12 protein-coding genes are annotated in these 15767 nt (G+C 65.0%); 5 read left to right on the forward strand and 7 right to left on the reverse strand.

The genetic code is table 11. The annotated features are described in order from the left end of the window. Position 1: 1 nt before the first annotated feature. From ACEN9K_RS18160 to ACEN9K_RS18175, 4 genes are read right to left on the reverse strand one after another with little or no spacing between them, the layout of a single operon-like run. On the reverse strand, positions 2 to 637 hold the full coding sequence (locus tag ACEN9K_RS18160; RefSeq protein ID WP_495634803.1) for a Poxvirus protein I5: 636 nt from the start codon (positions 635 to 637) through the stop codon (positions 2 to 4). A gap of 18 nt (positions 638 to 655) precedes the next feature. Then, positions 656 to 1573, reverse strand: coding sequence for a carbohydrate ABC transporter permease (locus tag ACEN9K_RS18165; protein WP_495634804.1), 918 nt, complete (start codon positions 1571 to 1573; stop codon positions 656 to 658). Beyond that, positions 1570 to 2523, reverse strand: a complete 954-nt coding sequence (locus tag ACEN9K_RS18170; RefSeq protein ID WP_018768924.1) for a carbohydrate ABC transporter permease — start codon at positions 2521 to 2523, stop codon at positions 1570 to 1572. The genes ACEN9K_RS18165 and ACEN9K_RS18170 overlap by 4 nt, the downstream gene beginning before the upstream one ends. Before the next feature lie 45 nt (positions 2524 to 2568). Next, complete coding sequence (locus ACEN9K_RS18175) at positions 2569 to 3858, reverse strand: ABC transporter substrate-binding protein (protein ID WP_056392636.1); 1290 nt, start codon at positions 3856 to 3858, stop codon at positions 2569 to 2571. 198 nt (positions 3859 to 4056) lie between these two features. Here ACEN9K_RS18175 and ACEN9K_RS18180 point away from each other — a divergent pair, with 198 nt between their 5' ends. Then, entirely contained in the window at positions 4057 to 6108 is a 2052-nt protein-coding gene (locus ACEN9K_RS18180; RefSeq protein WP_495634805.1) for a beta-galactosidase, read from the forward strand. Between the two features lie 123 nt (positions 6109 to 6231). Here ACEN9K_RS18180 and ACEN9K_RS18185 read toward each other — a convergent pair whose 3' ends face one another. The 3 genes from ACEN9K_RS18185 to ACEN9K_RS18195 form a co-directional block, all read right to left on the reverse strand. Continuing rightward, the gene (locus tag ACEN9K_RS18185; RefSeq protein ID WP_026265709.1) at positions 6232 to 7590 is read right to left on the reverse strand and encodes an ABC transporter substrate-binding protein; all 1359 of its coding nucleotides are present in this window, start codon (positions 7588 to 7590) and stop codon (positions 6232 to 6234) included. A gap of 254 nt (positions 7591 to 7844) precedes the next feature. Continuing rightward, a complete protein-coding gene (locus ACEN9K_RS18190) occupies positions 7845 to 8789 on the reverse strand; it encodes a carbohydrate ABC transporter permease (RefSeq protein ID WP_018768928.1) in 945 nt (314 codons plus the stop codon). Next, positions 8779 to 9723 (reverse strand): carbohydrate ABC transporter permease, encoded by a 945-nt coding sequence (locus tag ACEN9K_RS18195; protein WP_018761806.1) that lies wholly within the window; start codon positions 9721 to 9723, stop codon positions 8779 to 8781. The genes ACEN9K_RS18190 and ACEN9K_RS18195 overlap by 11 nt, the downstream gene beginning before the upstream one ends. 372 nt (positions 9724 to 10095) lie before the next feature. Between ACEN9K_RS18195 and ACEN9K_RS18200 the strand changes: the two genes are divergently transcribed. The 4 genes from ACEN9K_RS18200 to ACEN9K_RS18215 are packed head-to-tail and all read left to right on the forward strand — an operon-like array spanning position 10096 to position 15725. Next, complete coding sequence (locus ACEN9K_RS18200) at positions 10096 to 11364, forward strand: ABC transporter substrate-binding protein (RefSeq protein WP_495634806.1); 1269 nt, start codon at positions 10096 to 10098, stop codon at positions 11362 to 11364. Positions 11365 to 11418: 54 nt separating this feature from the next. Beyond that, the gene (locus tag ACEN9K_RS18205) at positions 11419 to 12540 is read left to right on the forward strand and encodes an acetylxylan esterase (RefSeq protein WP_495634807.1); all 1122 of its coding nucleotides are present in this window, start codon (positions 11419 to 11421) and stop codon (positions 12538 to 12540) included. A 30-nt stretch (positions 12541 to 12570) separates the two neighbouring features. Further along, complete coding sequence (locus ACEN9K_RS18210; protein ID WP_495634808.1) at positions 12571 to 14616, forward strand: DUF6807 family protein; 2046 nt, start codon at positions 12571 to 12573, stop codon at positions 14614 to 14616. Next, complete coding sequence (locus ACEN9K_RS18215; protein WP_495634809.1) at positions 14613 to 15725, forward strand: M24 family metallopeptidase; 1113 nt, start codon at positions 14613 to 14615, stop codon at positions 15723 to 15725. The genes ACEN9K_RS18210 and ACEN9K_RS18215 overlap by 4 nt, the downstream gene beginning before the upstream one ends. Positions 15726 to 15767 lie beyond the last annotated feature (42 nt).

Genomic DNA, 15767 nt, shown 5'->3' on the forward strand with positions numbered 1-15767 from the left:
GCTACCGGAGGGTGCGGTGGGAACGGAGTTTGACTGCGGCCGCGGCGAGGATCAGGGTGCCGGGGACTACCACGAAGAGCGCCGCGAGCATCCAGACGAACACCACGGCGCAGAACAGCGCGGCCGCGAGGAGCAGCGAACCGGTCCAGTCGCGCAGGGAGATGTCCTTGCCGGTACGGAGGGCCTGGTGCCACATGTTGTTGCCGGTGGCGCCGGTGGGCTGTCCGTCGGACCAGGCGGAGGCGGTGCGGAGCAGCACGATCGCCGCCCCGGCCGCCAGGAGCAGGGTGGCAGGCAGCACCACACCACGGCCGGGAAGCTGCCCCACCCAGGCCAGCAGGAGGTTGAGGACAATCACGACGGCGGCAGCCGCCGTCGTGAGGCCCAGCTTCCAGCTGCCCGGCAGGGCCTCCTTGAAGAGGCTCCAGAGTCCGCGGACCGAATCATCCCGGCCCGCCAGGTGGCGTTTCAGGTGGGCGATGCCGGCGGCGTAGGCGGCGGGCATAGTGACCAGCGGGATGGACAGCACCAGCACCAGCAGTCCTGCCAGGAGGGTTTCGGAGAACAGGGCAAACCTGTTCACCGGGATGGGCTCGTGCTGGTGGGCTGCCGGTGTGGTGCTGTCCATGATGCTCATTTTTCTCTCCGTTGACCGTTAGCCCTTGAGGCCCTGGGTGGAAACGCCTTCGACGATGTACCGCTGGAAGATCAGGAAGAAGATCAGCACGGGGAGCAGGGCCAGGACGGACATGGCGATCATGGCGCCGTAGTCCGAAGACTGGGTTTGGTCCACGAAGAGGCGCAGGGCCAGGGGCAGCGGGTATTTGTCGGGGGTGTTCAAGTAGAGCAGCGGGCCCAGGAAGTCGTTCCAGCTCCAGATGAAGGAGAAGATCGAGGTCGAGATCAGGGCCGGTTTCATCAGGGGCAGCATGATGGAGGTGAAGATCCGGACGTGCCCTGCGCCGTCGATGCGGGCTGCTTCGTCGAGTTCGGCGGGGAGGTTTCGCATGAACTGGACCATAAGGAACACGAAGAACGCGTCTCCGGCGAGGAACTTGCCGATGAGCAGGGGGACGTAGGTGTCCACCAGTCCGAGCTGCTGGAAGATGATGTACTGCGGGATGATCACCACGTGGAACGGCAGCAGCAAGGTGGCGATCATCATGCCGAAGAACACGCTGCGGCCGGGGAACGTGATCCGGGCGAAGGCGTAGGCGGACACGCTCGCTGAGAGGATGGTGCCCACAACGGCGCCGACGGCCAGGATCAGCGAGTTGGTGAAGAACTGCAGGGTGGAGACCCCGCCGATGCCGTCCATCGCGGTGGCGAAGTTGTCAAGGCTGAAGTTGTTGGACCACAGCGAGGTGTTCTGGCCGCCGATTTCCGAGTTGGGTTTGAACGCGGAGGCGATCATCCACAGGGCCGGGTAGAGCACCACGCAGGTCAGCACGAGCGCTGCGGCGTGGAAGATGGTGCTCTTGGCGCGTTTTGCGCTGCTGGATTCGGATTTCGGGTTGTAGGCCGGGGCGGTGGCGCCCGGGGCCGGCTGGACGGGGGTTGCCGTGGTTGTCATTTTGCATCACCGCTGTAGTGGACCCAGGACTTGGACGTGCGGAAGAAGATCAGGGTGATGATGCCTACCACGATCACCAGCAACCATGCCATGGCTGAGGCGTAGCCCATCCGGAAGTCGCTGAAGCCCCGCAGGTACAGGTAGAGGGTGTAGAAGAGGGTGGATCCGGCGGGGCCGCCTTCACCGTTGGAAATGATGTACGCCGACGCGAAGATCTGGAACGCGTGGATGGTTTCCATCAGGAGGTTGAAGAAGATCACCGGGGAGAGCATGGGCCAGGTGATGTTGAAGAACTTCCGGACAGGACCGGCACCGTCCATCGATGCTGCTTCGTAGAGTTCGCCCGGGATCTGCTTCAGGCCGGCCAGGAAGATCACCATCGGGGCGCCGAACTGCCACACGGTCAGCAGGATCATCATGGGCATGGTCATGGACGGATTCCCCACCCAGCCGCCGATGTTGATCCCGAAGAAGGACAGGCCCTGGTCAACGGGTCCGGAATCGCCGAACATGGCCTTCCAGACGATCGCGATGGACACCGAGGCCCCAATCAGGGACGGGGCGTAGAAAGCCGACCGGTAGAAGCCCTGGCCGCGGCGCTTGCTGTTCAGCAGCATCGCCACCGCCAAGGCCGCGGCGAGCTTGAGCGGGGTGCCGAAGACCACGTAGGACAGGGTCACGCCCACGGACTGCAGGAACCGCTCGTCCTGGAAGAGGGTGGCGTAGTTGTCGAAGCCGATCCACTTGGGCGGCTCGAACAGGTTGTAGTTGGTGAACGACAGGTACAGCGAGGAGATCATCGGCCCGACCGTCAGGGCGATGAAACCCAGCAGCCAGGGCAGCAGGAAGGTGTAACCGGCGCGGGCATCCGCCCCGCGCTGCCGCGACTTGCGCGGCAGCGCGGTACCGGAGTGCCCCTGGCGCCTGCTCAGGGTTGGGCTTTGAGTCACGAGTTCAATCCGTCAGTCGTGAACACTCGATCGGCACTGGCCGGATCAGGCATTCTGCTTGATGAGGTCTTCGGCTTCCTTGAACCACGCGTCGACGGCACCGTCAACGGTGAGCTTGCCGTAGTTGAGGTCGGAGGCGATCCGGCCGAACGACGCTTCGAGCGTGCCGAAACCGACGATGGGCGGCTCGGGTGCGTCCTTGAGGTACTGCTCGATGGACTTCTCGTAATCAACCACCAGCTTGTCGGCGCCATCGAACGTGGTGCCGTCGCGCTGGGTCTTGGAGGCCGGAACGCCGCGGGAGGTCTTGAAGATCTGGCCCACCTCGGGGTCGTTGACCATGAAATCGATGAAGCGTGCGGCAGCGTCCTTGAACTTGGTCTTGGCGCTGGCCACCATCAGCATGGACGGCTTCAGGAACAGGCCCAGGTTGTTCGGGTCGTCCGAGGGTACCGGTACCAGCTTGAGTTGCTTGGCACCGCTGTCGGCCAGGTATCCGGCCATGAAGTTGTCCCAGGTAACCTCGGCGGCACTGACGTTGGAGCCGAACGGCGACTTGGGCTTGAGCTGGGTTACCCGGTCTTCCGGCACGAGGGCCTGGGTGCCGCGCAGCTTCGAGTTGAGGTTCCACCAGGTCTTCAGGTCGTCCTTGCTGAATCCCAGCTTCCCGTCGCTGGTGAAAGCCTGGATGTTCTTCTGCCGGAGCCAAATGTTGAACTGCCACCACACGCCGGTGAAGTCCGTGGAGCCGTACAGGGTGCCGTTGCCTTTGTCCCCAACTTCCTTAAGGAATGCCTGGAATTCGGACCAGGTCCACTTACCGGTGGGTTCGGCGATGCCCAGGGAGGCCAGCTTGGCGGGATCGTAGTAGACCGCGAAGGCGTTGGTGCTGGTGGGGATGCCGTAGGTCTTGCCCTTGATCTGGCCGGACGGCAGGAGTGATTTCTCGAACGCGGAGGTATCGATCTTCACTGTGCCCAGGTCCAGGAGCTGGTTGCGCTGGCCGTAATCGCGCAGGTAGGACAGGTCCCACTGCATCACGTCAGGCAGGCCGCCGCCTGCCGCTTCGGTGGCGCGCTTCTGCCAGTAGCCGGCAAAGTCCGTGAAGTTGCCGTTGACCTTGATGTCCGGGTTCTTCGACTCGAACAGGGCGATGGCTTTGCGGGTCCGCTCGGCGCGGTCGTCGTTGCCCCACCAGGTGTAGTTGATGGTCACGGGTTTTTCAGCGGATCCGGTCTGGCCGGACGAGCTGCCTCCGTTCCCACAGGCTGCCAGGGCTGCGGCAGATGCGGTGCCGATGGCCACGGTTGTGAGGAAATGCCTTCTGTTGATCACGGGAGCCTCCTTGCTCTACGGGTGCCTGGCCTGGCTCGGTCTACAACGTAAGTAGTGAGCTGGCTAACATGGCTTCTGAAACGATACAATAGCTGCATTCGGATCAATGGGCAAGCGTTTTCCAAGCCCTCAGGCAAGCGTTTTCCAAGAAAGCGTTTCCTTACTGTAAGGCAGCACCTCAGTCGACAAAGGAGTCCCATGACACAGCAGGAAAGCACCCGCCCGTCCAAAGTTTGGAGCAACGTCGGGGGCATCGCATTCGGGGGCGACTACAACCCCGAGCAATGGCCCGCGGGTGTCCGGCTGGAGGATCTGGAACTCATGCAGGAAGCGGGCGTGAATTTCCTCAGCGTCGGCATCTTCTCCTGGGCCCTGCTGGAACCCGCGGAAGGGCACTACGAGTTCGGCTGGCTGGACGAAGTCATGGACAACCTCGCCGGGGTCGGCGTTAAAGTGGCCCTGGCCACCGCCACCGCCGCGCCTCCCGCCTGGCTGGTCCGCAAACACCCGGAAATCCTGCCGGTAACGGCTGACGGGACCGTGCTGGGACCAGGCTCACGGCGGCACTACACGCCGTCGTCGGCCGTGTACCGCCGCTACGCCGCCGGGATCACGCGCGCACTCGCCGAACGGTACAAGAATCACCCCGCGCTGGCGCTGTGGCACGTTGACAACGAACTGGGCTGCCACGTCTCGGAGTTCTACGGGGAAGAGGACGCAGCCGCCTTCCGCGCCTGGCTCGAACGCCGGTACGGGAGCATCGATGCCTTGAACGCCTCCTGGGGCACGGCATTCTGGTCCCAGAACTACGGCTCCTTCGACGAAATCCTGCCGCCCGCCGTCGCCCCGTCCACCCTGAACCCGGGCCAGCAACTGGATTTCCAGCGGTTCAACTCGTGGGCGCTGATGGACTACTACCGAGAGCTGGTGGCCGTCCTTCGCGAGGTGACCCCGGACATCCCCTGCACCACCAACCTGATGGCCTCAAGTGCCACCAAATCCATGGACTACTTCAGCTGGGCCAAAGACCTGGACGTCATCGCCAACGACCACTACCTTGTGGCCGCGGACCCGGAACGCCACCTGGAACTCGCGTTCAGCGCGGACCTCACCCGTGGTATCTCGGGGGGCGACCCGTGGATCCTGATGGAGCATTCGACGTCGGCCGTTAACTGGCAGCCGCGCAACCAGCCCAAGATGCCCGGCGAGATGCTGCGCAATTCACTGTCGCACGTGGCACGCGGGGCCGACGCCGTGATGTTCTTCCAGTGGCGGCAGAGCTATGTGGGCTCCGAGAAATTCCATTCAGCGATGGTCCCGCACGGCGGACGGGACACGCGGGTGTGGCGTGAGGTGGTGGAGCTCGGCGCGGCACTGAAACGCCTCGAACCCGTGCGCGGTTCGCGGGTCCAGTCGCGTACCGCCATTGTGTTCGACTACGAGGCCTGGTGGGCCACTGAGATCGACTCCAAGCCGAGCATCGACGTGAAGTACCTGGACCTGCTGCGGGCGTTCCACCGGTCGTTGGTCCTGCGCGGAGTCTCCGTGGACCTGGTGCATCCGTCAACGTCACTGCAAGGCTACGACCTGGTGCTGGTGTGCACGCTGTACGCCGCGTCCGATGAGTCCGCTGACAATGTCGCCGCTGCGGCCGACTCCGGCGCAACGGTGCTGGTCAGCTACTTCAGCGGGATGGTGGACATGCAGGACCATGTGCGGCTGGGCGGCTATCCGGGCGCCTTCCGTGAGCTCCTGGGCGTAAGGGTGGAGGAGTTCCATCCGCTGCTGGCCGGGGCGCAGCTGAAGCTGGGCGACGGCACTGTGTCATCCGTCTGGAGCGAACACCTGCACCTTGCCGGCGCCGAGGCCATCCAGACCTTCACCGAATACCCGCTGGAGGGCGTCCCTTCCCTCACCCGCCGGCCCGTGGGTTCCGGGGCTGCCTGGTACTTGGCCACGTTCCCCGATGCCGACGGGATTGAGGCCCTGGTTGACAAACTGCTGGCCGAATCAGGCGTATCCCCCGTTGCCACTGCCGATCCCGGAGTGGAAGTGGTGCGACGCCGGTCCGCCGACGGGCGCAGCTTCCTCTTCGCGATCAACCACACGCGGGCGGATGCCGCCGTCACAGCCGCCGGTGTGGACCTGCTGACCGGTGAGCAGTTTCCGGGTACAGTTCCTGCCGGCGGCGTCGCAGTGGTGGCTGAAAGCCAGGCGCAGCAAGCCGGCAGCCGTACAACTGCGCTTTAAACAACTCCGCCCCGGAAAGGAACCATCGGTTCCCGCCGGGGCGGAGCTGCCACCCGCCGTCGGACATCTGGGTGGGGAGGCACCCACCCATGTTGTCCGGAGCCGTGTTGGCGGTGTGGAGTCCTACTTGCTGATGGCCGACTTCATCTCGTCGGTGGCCTTCTTGCCGGCATCATCCGGGGACAAGCGCTCGAAGAGGACCTCAGAGGTGTAACGCTTGATGATCTCCTGGATGGCACCGGCTCCCTTCGGCGGCGGCGCCGGCGCCTCGCCGAGCTCGTCTTTGATCTGGTCGATGAACTTGACCACCTTGACATCGGCCGGGGTGAGTTTCGGCTGGATCGCGGCCCGCACGTCGGAGTTGGGGTAGACACCCCGGTCAGCGAGGAGGGCCTCGCCGGCTTTGACATTGTTGGTCAGGAAGTTGATGAACTTGGCCGTTTCCTGCGGGTGCTTGGTGCGCGAGGAAGCTGACCAGAACTGCGACGCTTTGTACCAGAGGCCTGCATCAGCGGCAGAGCCGGTCTTGGTGGGGAACCGCAGGATCTTCAGGTCCCCGCCGCTTGCCTTTTCCAGGGCCGGCGCCTGGTTGGACCACCAGAAGGCCATTCCGTTCTTGCCTGTTGCCAATCCGCTCTGGTCAAGCGGGGCAGCCTCGGCTTCCACTACCTCGGACGCGGATGGGACTGCTTTCTTCTGGCTCAGCTGCTTCAGGAATGCCCACCACTCGGCGATATCGCTCGGCTCGAAGCCCAGCTTTCCATCGGAGGTATACAGGGATTTGCCGTTCTGCCGAAGCCAGACACCCAGGGACGCCTCGTCAGTTCCATAGGCTGCAGCGCCGTAGGTCCCCTTGGGCGACTTGGCGGTGATCTCAGCCGCAATGCGGCCAAAGTCGTCCCAGGTCCACTTGCTATCGTCCGGGAGCGGAACCCCGGCAGCCTGGAAGACGGCAGGATTGGCCAGGATGGTGGCCGCGTTAATGCCGGCGGCAATCCCCGTCAGCCCCTTCTCGCCCTTGCCTGCGTTGAGTGCTGCCTCGTCCAGCTTGGACGTGTCGATGTCGTACTTGGACAGGTCAAGAAGGGCGCCGCGGCTGGAGTACTCCGTGATGTACTTCTCGTCCATCTGAATGATGTCCGGGGCATCGTTGGCTGCCACCTGCGTGGCCAACTTGTCCCAGTAGCCGCTCCAGTCCCCAAACTCCGGCTTGATCTTGATCTTGGGATTTTCGGCTTCGAATTGCTTGATGGCTTCCTGCGTCAGTTGGGCGCGTTTGTCGCCGCCCCACCAGGAGAAGCGAAGCTCAACGGTTCCGTCAGCGTTCTGGGGAGTGGCTCCCCCGCCGCAGGCGCTGAGGGCAAGGACGGCGGCGACGGCAGCGGCGACCGCACCTGCTGTACGGGTTCGGCGCAATGGGCGTGAAGGTGGTACCCCTGCCGGCTGCTTGGCAGCGGATGCAGGACGGGGAAATAGCGGCACTGTTTGACTCCGATCTTCTTTGATCCAGGTGCGGTGATGTTGGGGCTGGCCGGTGGCATGGCCGTCGAGGTTTCGAAGGCCGGCCACAGTCCGCGAAAGCGCTTTCTGTACCTAATGCTACAAGTTCATTACTTGTATTACAAGATGCGGACGAAATGCGCCCGTCCCGTGACGCACGAACGGCCCGTCGCTGGCGACGGGCCGTTCGAACAGATAGTGCAGGGTGGTACCGCGGCGACGGGCGAGGCCTGCCGTTATTTGATTCCGGTGGTGGCGATGCCCTTGATGAGGAACCGCTGGCCGAAGAGGAAGACCAGGAAAACCGGCAGCAGGGACACGATGGACATGGCAAACAGGGAGCCCCAGCTCGTGGCCGACTGCGAATCCACGAAGGCCCGCAGGGCCACCGGAACCGTGAACATGTCCGGGTCCGTGAGGTAGATCAGGGCGCCGAAGAAGTCGTTCCAGGTCCAGATGAAGGTGAAAATGGTGGTGGTGGCCAGGGCCGGCACCATCAGCGGCAGAATCACGCGAAGGAAGATGCGCGGGTGGCCGGCTCCATCGATTCTGGCGGCCTCGTCAAGCTCCTTGGGGATGCCGCGGATGAACTGCACCATGAGGAAGACGAAGAACGCATCCGTGGCGAGCAGTTTGGGGACGATCAACGGCCAGAAGGTGTTCACCCAGCCGATCTGCGAAAACAGGATGTACTGCGGAACGATCACCACGTGGAACGGGAGCATGATGGTCAGCAGCATGATGCCGAAGAACAGCTTCTTGGCGGTGAACTGCAGGCGGGCGAACGCGTAGGCAGCCATCGAGCATGAGACCAGGTTGCCCAGGATCGATCCAATCACGACGATCGCGGAGTTGATCATGTAGTGGCCGAACGGATGGGTCAGGGCCGACCATCCGGACGTGTAGTTGCTCATTTCCAGGCTGTTCAGCCACAGGCCCGGTTCACGGAAGATCATCTCGTTCGGACGCAGCGAGGACACCACCATCCACAGCAGCGGGTAGATCATCAGCGTGCCGGCGAGGATCAGAATGCCGTGCTTCATCAGCGATTTGCTGCGCTGGGCACGGCTGAAGGCCAGGGTTCCCCGGGACTCGCGGACCCTGGGCTTGCGGTTCGTAGGCTTGCCGGCGCCCCCGGACTTCTTCTCCGGGGTGGGCAGCGTCTCAAGCTTAGTCGTCATAGAAAACCCAATACTTAGAAGCGATGAAGTTGATGGCGGTGAAGACGCCGATGATAAGCAGCAGCACCCACGCCATGGCTGAGGCGTAGCCCATGTCGAACTGGCCGAAGCCCTTTTGGTAGAGGTACAGGGTGAAGAACATCGTCGAGTCGGATGGTCCGCCGTTGCCGCCGGAGACGATGAACGCCTGGGTGAAGGACTGGAACGAACCGATGATCTGCAGCACCAGGTTGAAGAAGATAATCGGGCTCAGCATCGGCATGGTGATCCGCCAGAACTGCTGCAGCGTGGTGGCACCATCCACCCTGGCCGCCTCATAGTACATATTTGGGATCTGTCGCAGCCCCGCAAGGAAGATGATCATGGGAGCGCCAAAGGTCCAGACGTGCAGCAGGATGATGGATCCCAGGGCGGTGCTGGGATCCGAGATCCAGCCGGGACCCTGGATCCCGAACATGGCCAGCACCTGGTTGACCAAGCCCGTGGTACCGAAGATCTGCTTCCACAGGATGGCGACGGCCACCGAACCGCCCAGCAACGACGGAAGGTAGAACACCGAGCGGTAGAACGGAAGGCCGCGGAGCCCCTTATCCAGGACGAGCGCGATCAGCAGTGCAACAGCCAGCTGCAGTGGAACACCCACCAGGACGTACGTGAACGTAACCCGCAACGAGTTGTGCAGCCGGGCATCGCTGAGCATCCTGGTGAAGTTGTCCAGCCCCGTCCATTCAGGCGGCTGCAGCAGGTTGTAGTCCGTAAAGGACAGGTAGAGGGACATCAACATGGGGCCGATGGTGATGGCCACCAGGCCCACCAGCCACGGGAGCAGGAAGATGTAGGCGGCCTTGTTGTCCCGCCTGTTGGCCTTCTTCTCCTCAGCGGTGGCTTTGCCCTTCCGCCGGCTCAGCGAAGACAGTTCGCTGATGGCGCTCACGGTTGCTGCTCCGTCACGGACAGCAGGCACGCTGCGGCCGGCAACTGGGCCGGACGGCGCGTCCTGGGAATATGTTTTGCGGCCATGTGGTCTCCTTCGGTCATCGTGGCCTCCACGTTTCGGTCATCGCCAGGCGATGGGGGATCGGGACTCCCTTTGCGGGGCCCGCTGCATGCCCGCCAGGGCTGGAGCGGTTCCGCCCGCCGGGAGCGTCGTTTTAGAAAGCGGCTCCGTACCAAAGTAAACGGTTTCTTGACTCCTGTACAGCCCTTTGTTAGTTTTTGAGAAAACGTTTTCTGTTACATGTGGCAGGGGGACGTGACTACCAAATATGAGGGGACAACAATGAGGTTTGGTCTCAGGAAACCGGTAATGGGAATCACCGGCGCCGCCGCCGCACTGGCTATTGCTCTTACCGGCTGCGGCAACAGCCCGCAGGCCGGGAAAGTAGGGACTGCGGAGGATCCCGTCACGATCCGGTTCGCATGGTGGGGCAACGACTCCAGGGCAAAGACCACCATGGAGGTCATCAAAGCCTTCGAAGCCGCCAACCCCACCATCAAGGTCCAGGGCGAGAACACCGAATTCAGTTCCTACTGGGACAAGATGGCCACCCAGATCGCCGGCGGAACCACCCCGGACGTGATCGCCATGAGCGGCGCCTACCCCAGCGAATACTCCAGCCGCGGCGTCCTCCTGGACCTCGACAAGGTCAAGGACCAGATCGACACCTCGAAGTTCGCCGACGGGACCGTTGACCTGGGCAAGATCAACGGAAAGCAGTACACCATTACGGCGGGCGTCAACTCCATGTCCATGGTCCTGGACCCCAAGGTCTTCGAGGCCGCCGGGGTGCCGCTGCCGGACGACGAAACCTGGACCTGGGACGACTACGCGCGGATCGCCGCGGAAATCACCAAAAAGTCGCCCGCCGGCACCTTCGGCACGACCCCCATGGCCAACGACTCCTTCCTTGCCGTCTGGGCGCGCCAGAATGGCCAGGAGCTCTACACGGACGACGGCAAGAAAATGGGCATCAGCGAGGACACGCTCGCCAAGTGGTTTGAGCTCAACAAGAAGCTGATGGAAACCGGAGGCGCCCCCTCCGCGTCCCAGACCGTTGAGGACGGTTCCGCGCAGCCGGAACTGACGCTGATGGGACAGGGGAAACAAGGCATGAAGATTTCCTGGAGCAACCAGATGACGTCCTACTCGGGTGCACCCCTGGTCATGGCCAAGCTGCCGGGTGAGAGCAAACAGCCCGGCGCCTGGCTGCGGTCCTCGATGGAATACGCCATCTCGTCCAAGTCCGCGCAGCCCAAGGAAGCGGCCCTTTTCATCAACTACCTGGTCAACAACATGGATGCAGCGTCCAAGATCAAGAGCGACCGGGGCATGCCTGCCAACACCGAGCTGAAGGCGGGCATCACTCCCCTGCTCAAGGAAACACAGCAGAAGGAGGCAGCGTACCTGGACCGCATCGCCGCCCTGAAGGTCGAGGCCCCCAAGCCCTTCCCTGCGGGATCATCCGCAACCCTGGAAGTTTTGAACCGTTACAACACGGATGTACTCTTCGGGAAGATCTCCCCAAGGGACGCAGCCAAGGGCATGATCTCCGAGGTTAATCAGAACCTCGCGTGAACCGGACCGACCGCGCTGTAACAGCAGAATCACCGCCGAAAGGAGGCAGGCTGGATGACCCCGACAGCACGCCCCAGTGCAATTGCCGGCTATGAAGACTGGCCTGCCTACGTCCGGAACCATCCACGGCATCAGGCCTCCGCCCCTCCTGCGCAGGAGTTCTCGGACGCCTTGGGTGTTCCCGGCGCATGCGCACCTTCCGGACTAACCGTGCACTGGGAGGAAACGCACGACGGCGCCACCACCTCCCAGCTCAGCTGGCAGTTGGGCTTCGGCCCACGGACCACGGGCTGGCTGGTCCGGCCGGCCGGAAGCTCCGGGCCCCTGCCGGGGGTCCTGGCGCTGCACTGCCACGGCGGCAACAAGTTCGGCGGCGCCGACCGGCTGGTGGAACTGCCGGACAACCATCCGTCGGCGGCGGCAGCCCGCGCCGGCCGCTACGACGGCCACGCCCTGGCCACCGACACCGCTCGCCGCGGCTTCGCTGTGCTGGCCCATGACTCTTTCGCCTGGGGCAGCCGCAAATTCGACCTTTCTGCTCCCCCCTGGCGCACTTCCGCCGCACTGGACGCGCGGCGGGCACAATGGCGGGACGACGGCGTCGTACCTTCCGACGCGGACGATTACAACGCTGCTGCGGGCTTTCACGAGGACACGGTGGCCAAGGCCGCAGGGCTGCTCGGCAGCAGCCTGGCAGGCATGGTGGCACACGACGACCTCGCCGCGCTGGACATCCTGGCGTCCCTGCCGGACGTCGACCAGGACAGGCTGGGCTGCATCGGATTCTCCGGCGGCGGCGGCCGTTCCCTGGCCCTGGCAGTCCTTAGTCCGCGTATCCGGGCCGCCGTGGTGTCCTGCATGATGACCACCTTCGAGTCCCTGCTCCCGGCCTACCTGGACGCCCATTCGTGGCTGCTGCAGACTCCCGGGCTGTGGAAGCTGGGCGACTGGCCCGATCTCACCGCCCGCGCAGGAGCCGCCCGGTTCCTGGTGCAGTACGCCCTGGCCGACGATCTCTTTCCGGAAGACGGAATGCGCCAGGCGCACCGGATACTGGAATCCCTGTACGGGGGCACCGACAGGTACACGGGCAGCTTTTGGCCCGGCGGGCACGTCTTCACCGCGCCCATGCAGGACGAAGCCCTTGAGTTCCTGGCCAAGACGCTGGCCTTCTGACCCTCTTCCACAACCTCCCCAAGGACCCACGTGACCACACAGCATTCGGCGGAATCCACACACCGGCAGCCCCCGTCCACAGACCTCCCCAGGGTGGCCCTGGTGGGCGTGCACGGCTTCGGCGAGCGGCACCTTGCCAACCTGGCCCGCCTTGAACAGGCAGGCGCCCTTGAACTGGTGGCCGTTGCCGATCCCAACCCGCCGCAGCCCGGCAGCCTGGCCGGTTCGGTGGCTGTGTACCCGGACATGGACGGGCTGCTGGCCGCCCAGCCGGGCGTCGACGTCGTCATCATTGCCACCCCCATCCAGACCCATGCTCCCCTGGCCCTCGCCGCCCTGTCAGCGGGCAAGGACGTGTATGTGGAAAAGCCGCCGGTAGCATCCCTCGCCCAGTTCCAGGACGTGCTGGCAGCCGCCGGGAAAGCGGACCGCCTGGTCCAGGTCGGCTTCCAGAGCCTGGGATCGCACGCCCTGCCCGCCATCAGGGACCTGGTGGCCGCGGGGGACATCGGCACCGTCCTGGGCATCAGCGCCACCGGCCAGTGGCTCCGGACCACGGCATACTTCAAGCGCTCGCGCTGGGCCGGGAAGCGCAGCCTCGACGGCGTGGACGTGGTGGACGGCGTGGCCACCAATGCCCTGGCACACGCAGTGGCCACCGCCCTGCATCTGGCCGGGGCACACACCCTGGCAGACATTGCCTCCGTGGAAACGGACCTGTACCGGGCCAACCAGACCGAAAGCGACGACACCTCCGTGCTGCGCGTCCGCACTTCCCAGGGAACCACGCTGCTGTGCGCCCTCACGCTCTGCGCCCCGGAACAGCTGGACCCCACCGTGACCGTGCACGGAACCCTGGGTGACATCACCCTTTCCTACACCAGCGATGAGGTGGTCATCACCACGCCCGACGGCGAGCGCCGGCAGACCTACGCGCGGACGGACCTGCTGGAGAACCTGCTCGAGGCCCGGGCCACGGGGGCTCCCCTGCTCTGCGCCCTTGAGGACACCGGCGCGTTCACTGCCGTCCTGGAGGCCATCCGCACCTCTCCGGCACCGGCCCCGATCGACGCCCGGTACGTCTCCTGGGAGGGCGGGGGCGACGACGCCCACCCCGTGGTCCCGGGCATCACCGACCTGATGGCCCGCGCCGTCAAGGCGCAGGCAACGTTCGCCGAACTCGGCGTCCCCTGGGCCCGCACCCTGCCGCCCGCCCGCACCCTGACCCTGGACGGCCACCCGGTGGCGGACTACCAGGACGGCAGCCACATCCGCGCAGTGTCCTCCCCCCGCCCCTACCTGCACCCCGTCCGGACATTGGCCGGAACCGTGGTGACGGACCACCAGCCGCTGGACCACGTGTGGCACCTGGGGGTTGGGGTGGCGCTGCAGGACGTGGACGGGGTGAATTTCTGGGGCGGCCGCACCTATACCCGGGAAGCCGGGCAGTACGTCTGGCGTCCTGACCATGGCAGCATCGTCCGCACCGCCACCACGGCGGTGCAGGCCGACGCCGGCGAAGGGCGTGCGGGCAAGCTCCAGGAAACCCTGGACTGGAACGGGCCCGACGGTGCCCCCATCCTGGTGGAGGAGCGCTCCTGGGCGTGGTCCGGCGTCACGCCCTCCATCTGGCGGCTGTCCCTCGACTTCGCGCTGTCCCCCGCCGGTGACAAGCCGGTCAGCCTGGGCAGCCCGGGATCGAACGGACGCTTCGAGGGCGGTTACGGTGGCTTCTTCTGGCGCCTGCCCCCTTGCGGTGACGCCGCGGTCTGGACCACCGCCGGTTCCGGCGAGGCGGAGACCCACGGAAGCGTCACGCCCTGGCTCGCCTGGTCAGGAAAGTTCGACGGCGGGCCCGCCACCCTGGTGTTCGTCGCACCGGAAGGGTCCACGGATCCCTGGTTTGTCCGGGTGGACGGCTACCCCGGAGTGGGCCAGTCCCTGGCATGGGACGCCCCCGTGATGGCCCGGCCGGGCAGTCCCGTGCGGCGGCGCGTCACCGTCTTTGTGGCCGACGGAATCCTGTCCACAACCGACATCGAAGATTTGACCAACCAGCAGGGGGAGCCGTCATGAGCCAAACAACAACATCAGCCGTTTCCGGGCGGGAGGCGCGGGTGGCTCCCGGGTCCAGGACGGACCGGGCCATCAAGCGCCAGCGTGTCCTGGACATTCTCGACGCCGCCGGGCATGACTCCGTGCTTCTCACCACGAACACCGCCCTGACGTGGTACCTGGACGGCAGCCGCGTCCACATCAGCCTGGCCGGCGATCCCATCGCCGCCCTGCTGGTGGACCGGGACGGCGACCACCTGGTCACGTTCAACAACGAAGCCGGCAGGATCGCGGCCGAGGAGCTTCCCGGCGGCGTCAACCTGCACACCGTGCCCTGGTACGGGAACCTGCACCAGGCCGCGGCCGCCGTCGGAAACGGCTCCCGGCCGCTGGCGGAAGCGGACGTCTCTTCGCAGCTGCGGGCCGCCCGCCAGCGGCTCCTTCCCGCTGAAAGCGCCCGCTATTCCACCCTCAGCGCGGAACTGGCCGCCATGATGACCGATGTCCTGTCTGCCGCCCGCCCCGACACCACGGAATTCGAGCTGGTTTCGGCCCTGGCGGGCCGGGTGGTGGCCGCCGGCGCGGAGCCGCTGGTCCTGCTGTGCAACGGCAGCTCCCGCACCACCTTCCGGCACCCGTTGGCCACGCACTCCCCCCTCGGCAGGCGTGCCATGGCCGTCGTGTGCGCCCGCCGCGAAGGCCTGGTTGCCAACATCACCCGCTGGATCAGGTTCGACGCCGGCACCCCGGAAGAGCGCGACGCCGAGGCGCGCATCGCGGCAGTGGAAGCGGATGTTTTTGACGCCACCGTCCCGGGAGTCGGGCTGGACAGGATTTTCGCCGAGATCCAGGCATCCTACGTGCGGCACGGTTTCGGGGCGGACCAGTGGGAGCAGCACCACCAGGGTGGTCCGGCCGGCTACGCGGGCCGTGACCCGCGGGTGACATCCGAAGCCACCGACACTGTGGTGCTGGACCAGGCCTTCACTTGGAACCCTTCCGGCCCCGGCGTCAAGATCGAAGACACGGTACAGCTCACGGAATCCGGACTTCGAGTGCTCACCGTGGACCCGCGCTGGCCTGTGGCCACCGTGAATGGGCTGGACCGGCCGGTGACGCTGCAGCTGTAAGGCGCTTCTGCAGGCATCACGTAAGCCCCGGGACCTTGCGGT

The organism is Pseudarthrobacter sp. Pseusp20, assembly GCF_059492155.1.

Coding starts and splice junctions, on each gene's coding strand:
- ACEN9K_RS18165 (WP_495634804.1), bottom strand. CDS start 1,573: ATGACAACCACGGCAACCCCCGTCCAGCCGGCCCCGGGCGCCACCGCC.
- ACEN9K_RS18200 (WP_495634806.1), top strand. CDS start 10,096: ATGGGAATCACCGGCGCCGCCGCCGCACTGGCTATTGCTCTTACCGGC.
- ACEN9K_RS18190 (WP_018768928.1), bottom strand. CDS start 8,789: ATGACGACTAAGCTTGAGACGCTGCCCACCCCGGAGAAGAAGTCCGGG.
- ACEN9K_RS18160 (WP_495634803.1), bottom strand. CDS start 637: ATGAGCATCATGGACAGCACCACACCGGCAGCCCACCAGCACGAGCCC.
- ACEN9K_RS18205 (WP_495634807.1), top strand. CDS start 11,419: ATGACCCCGACAGCACGCCCCAGTGCAATTGCCGGCTATGAAGACTGG.
- ACEN9K_RS18180 (WP_495634805.1), top strand. CDS start 4,057: ATGACACAGCAGGAAAGCACCCGCCCGTCCAAAGTTTGGAGCAACGTC.
- ACEN9K_RS18215 (WP_495634809.1), top strand. CDS start 14,613: ATGAGCCAAACAACAACATCAGCCGTTTCCGGGCGGGAGGCGCGGGTG.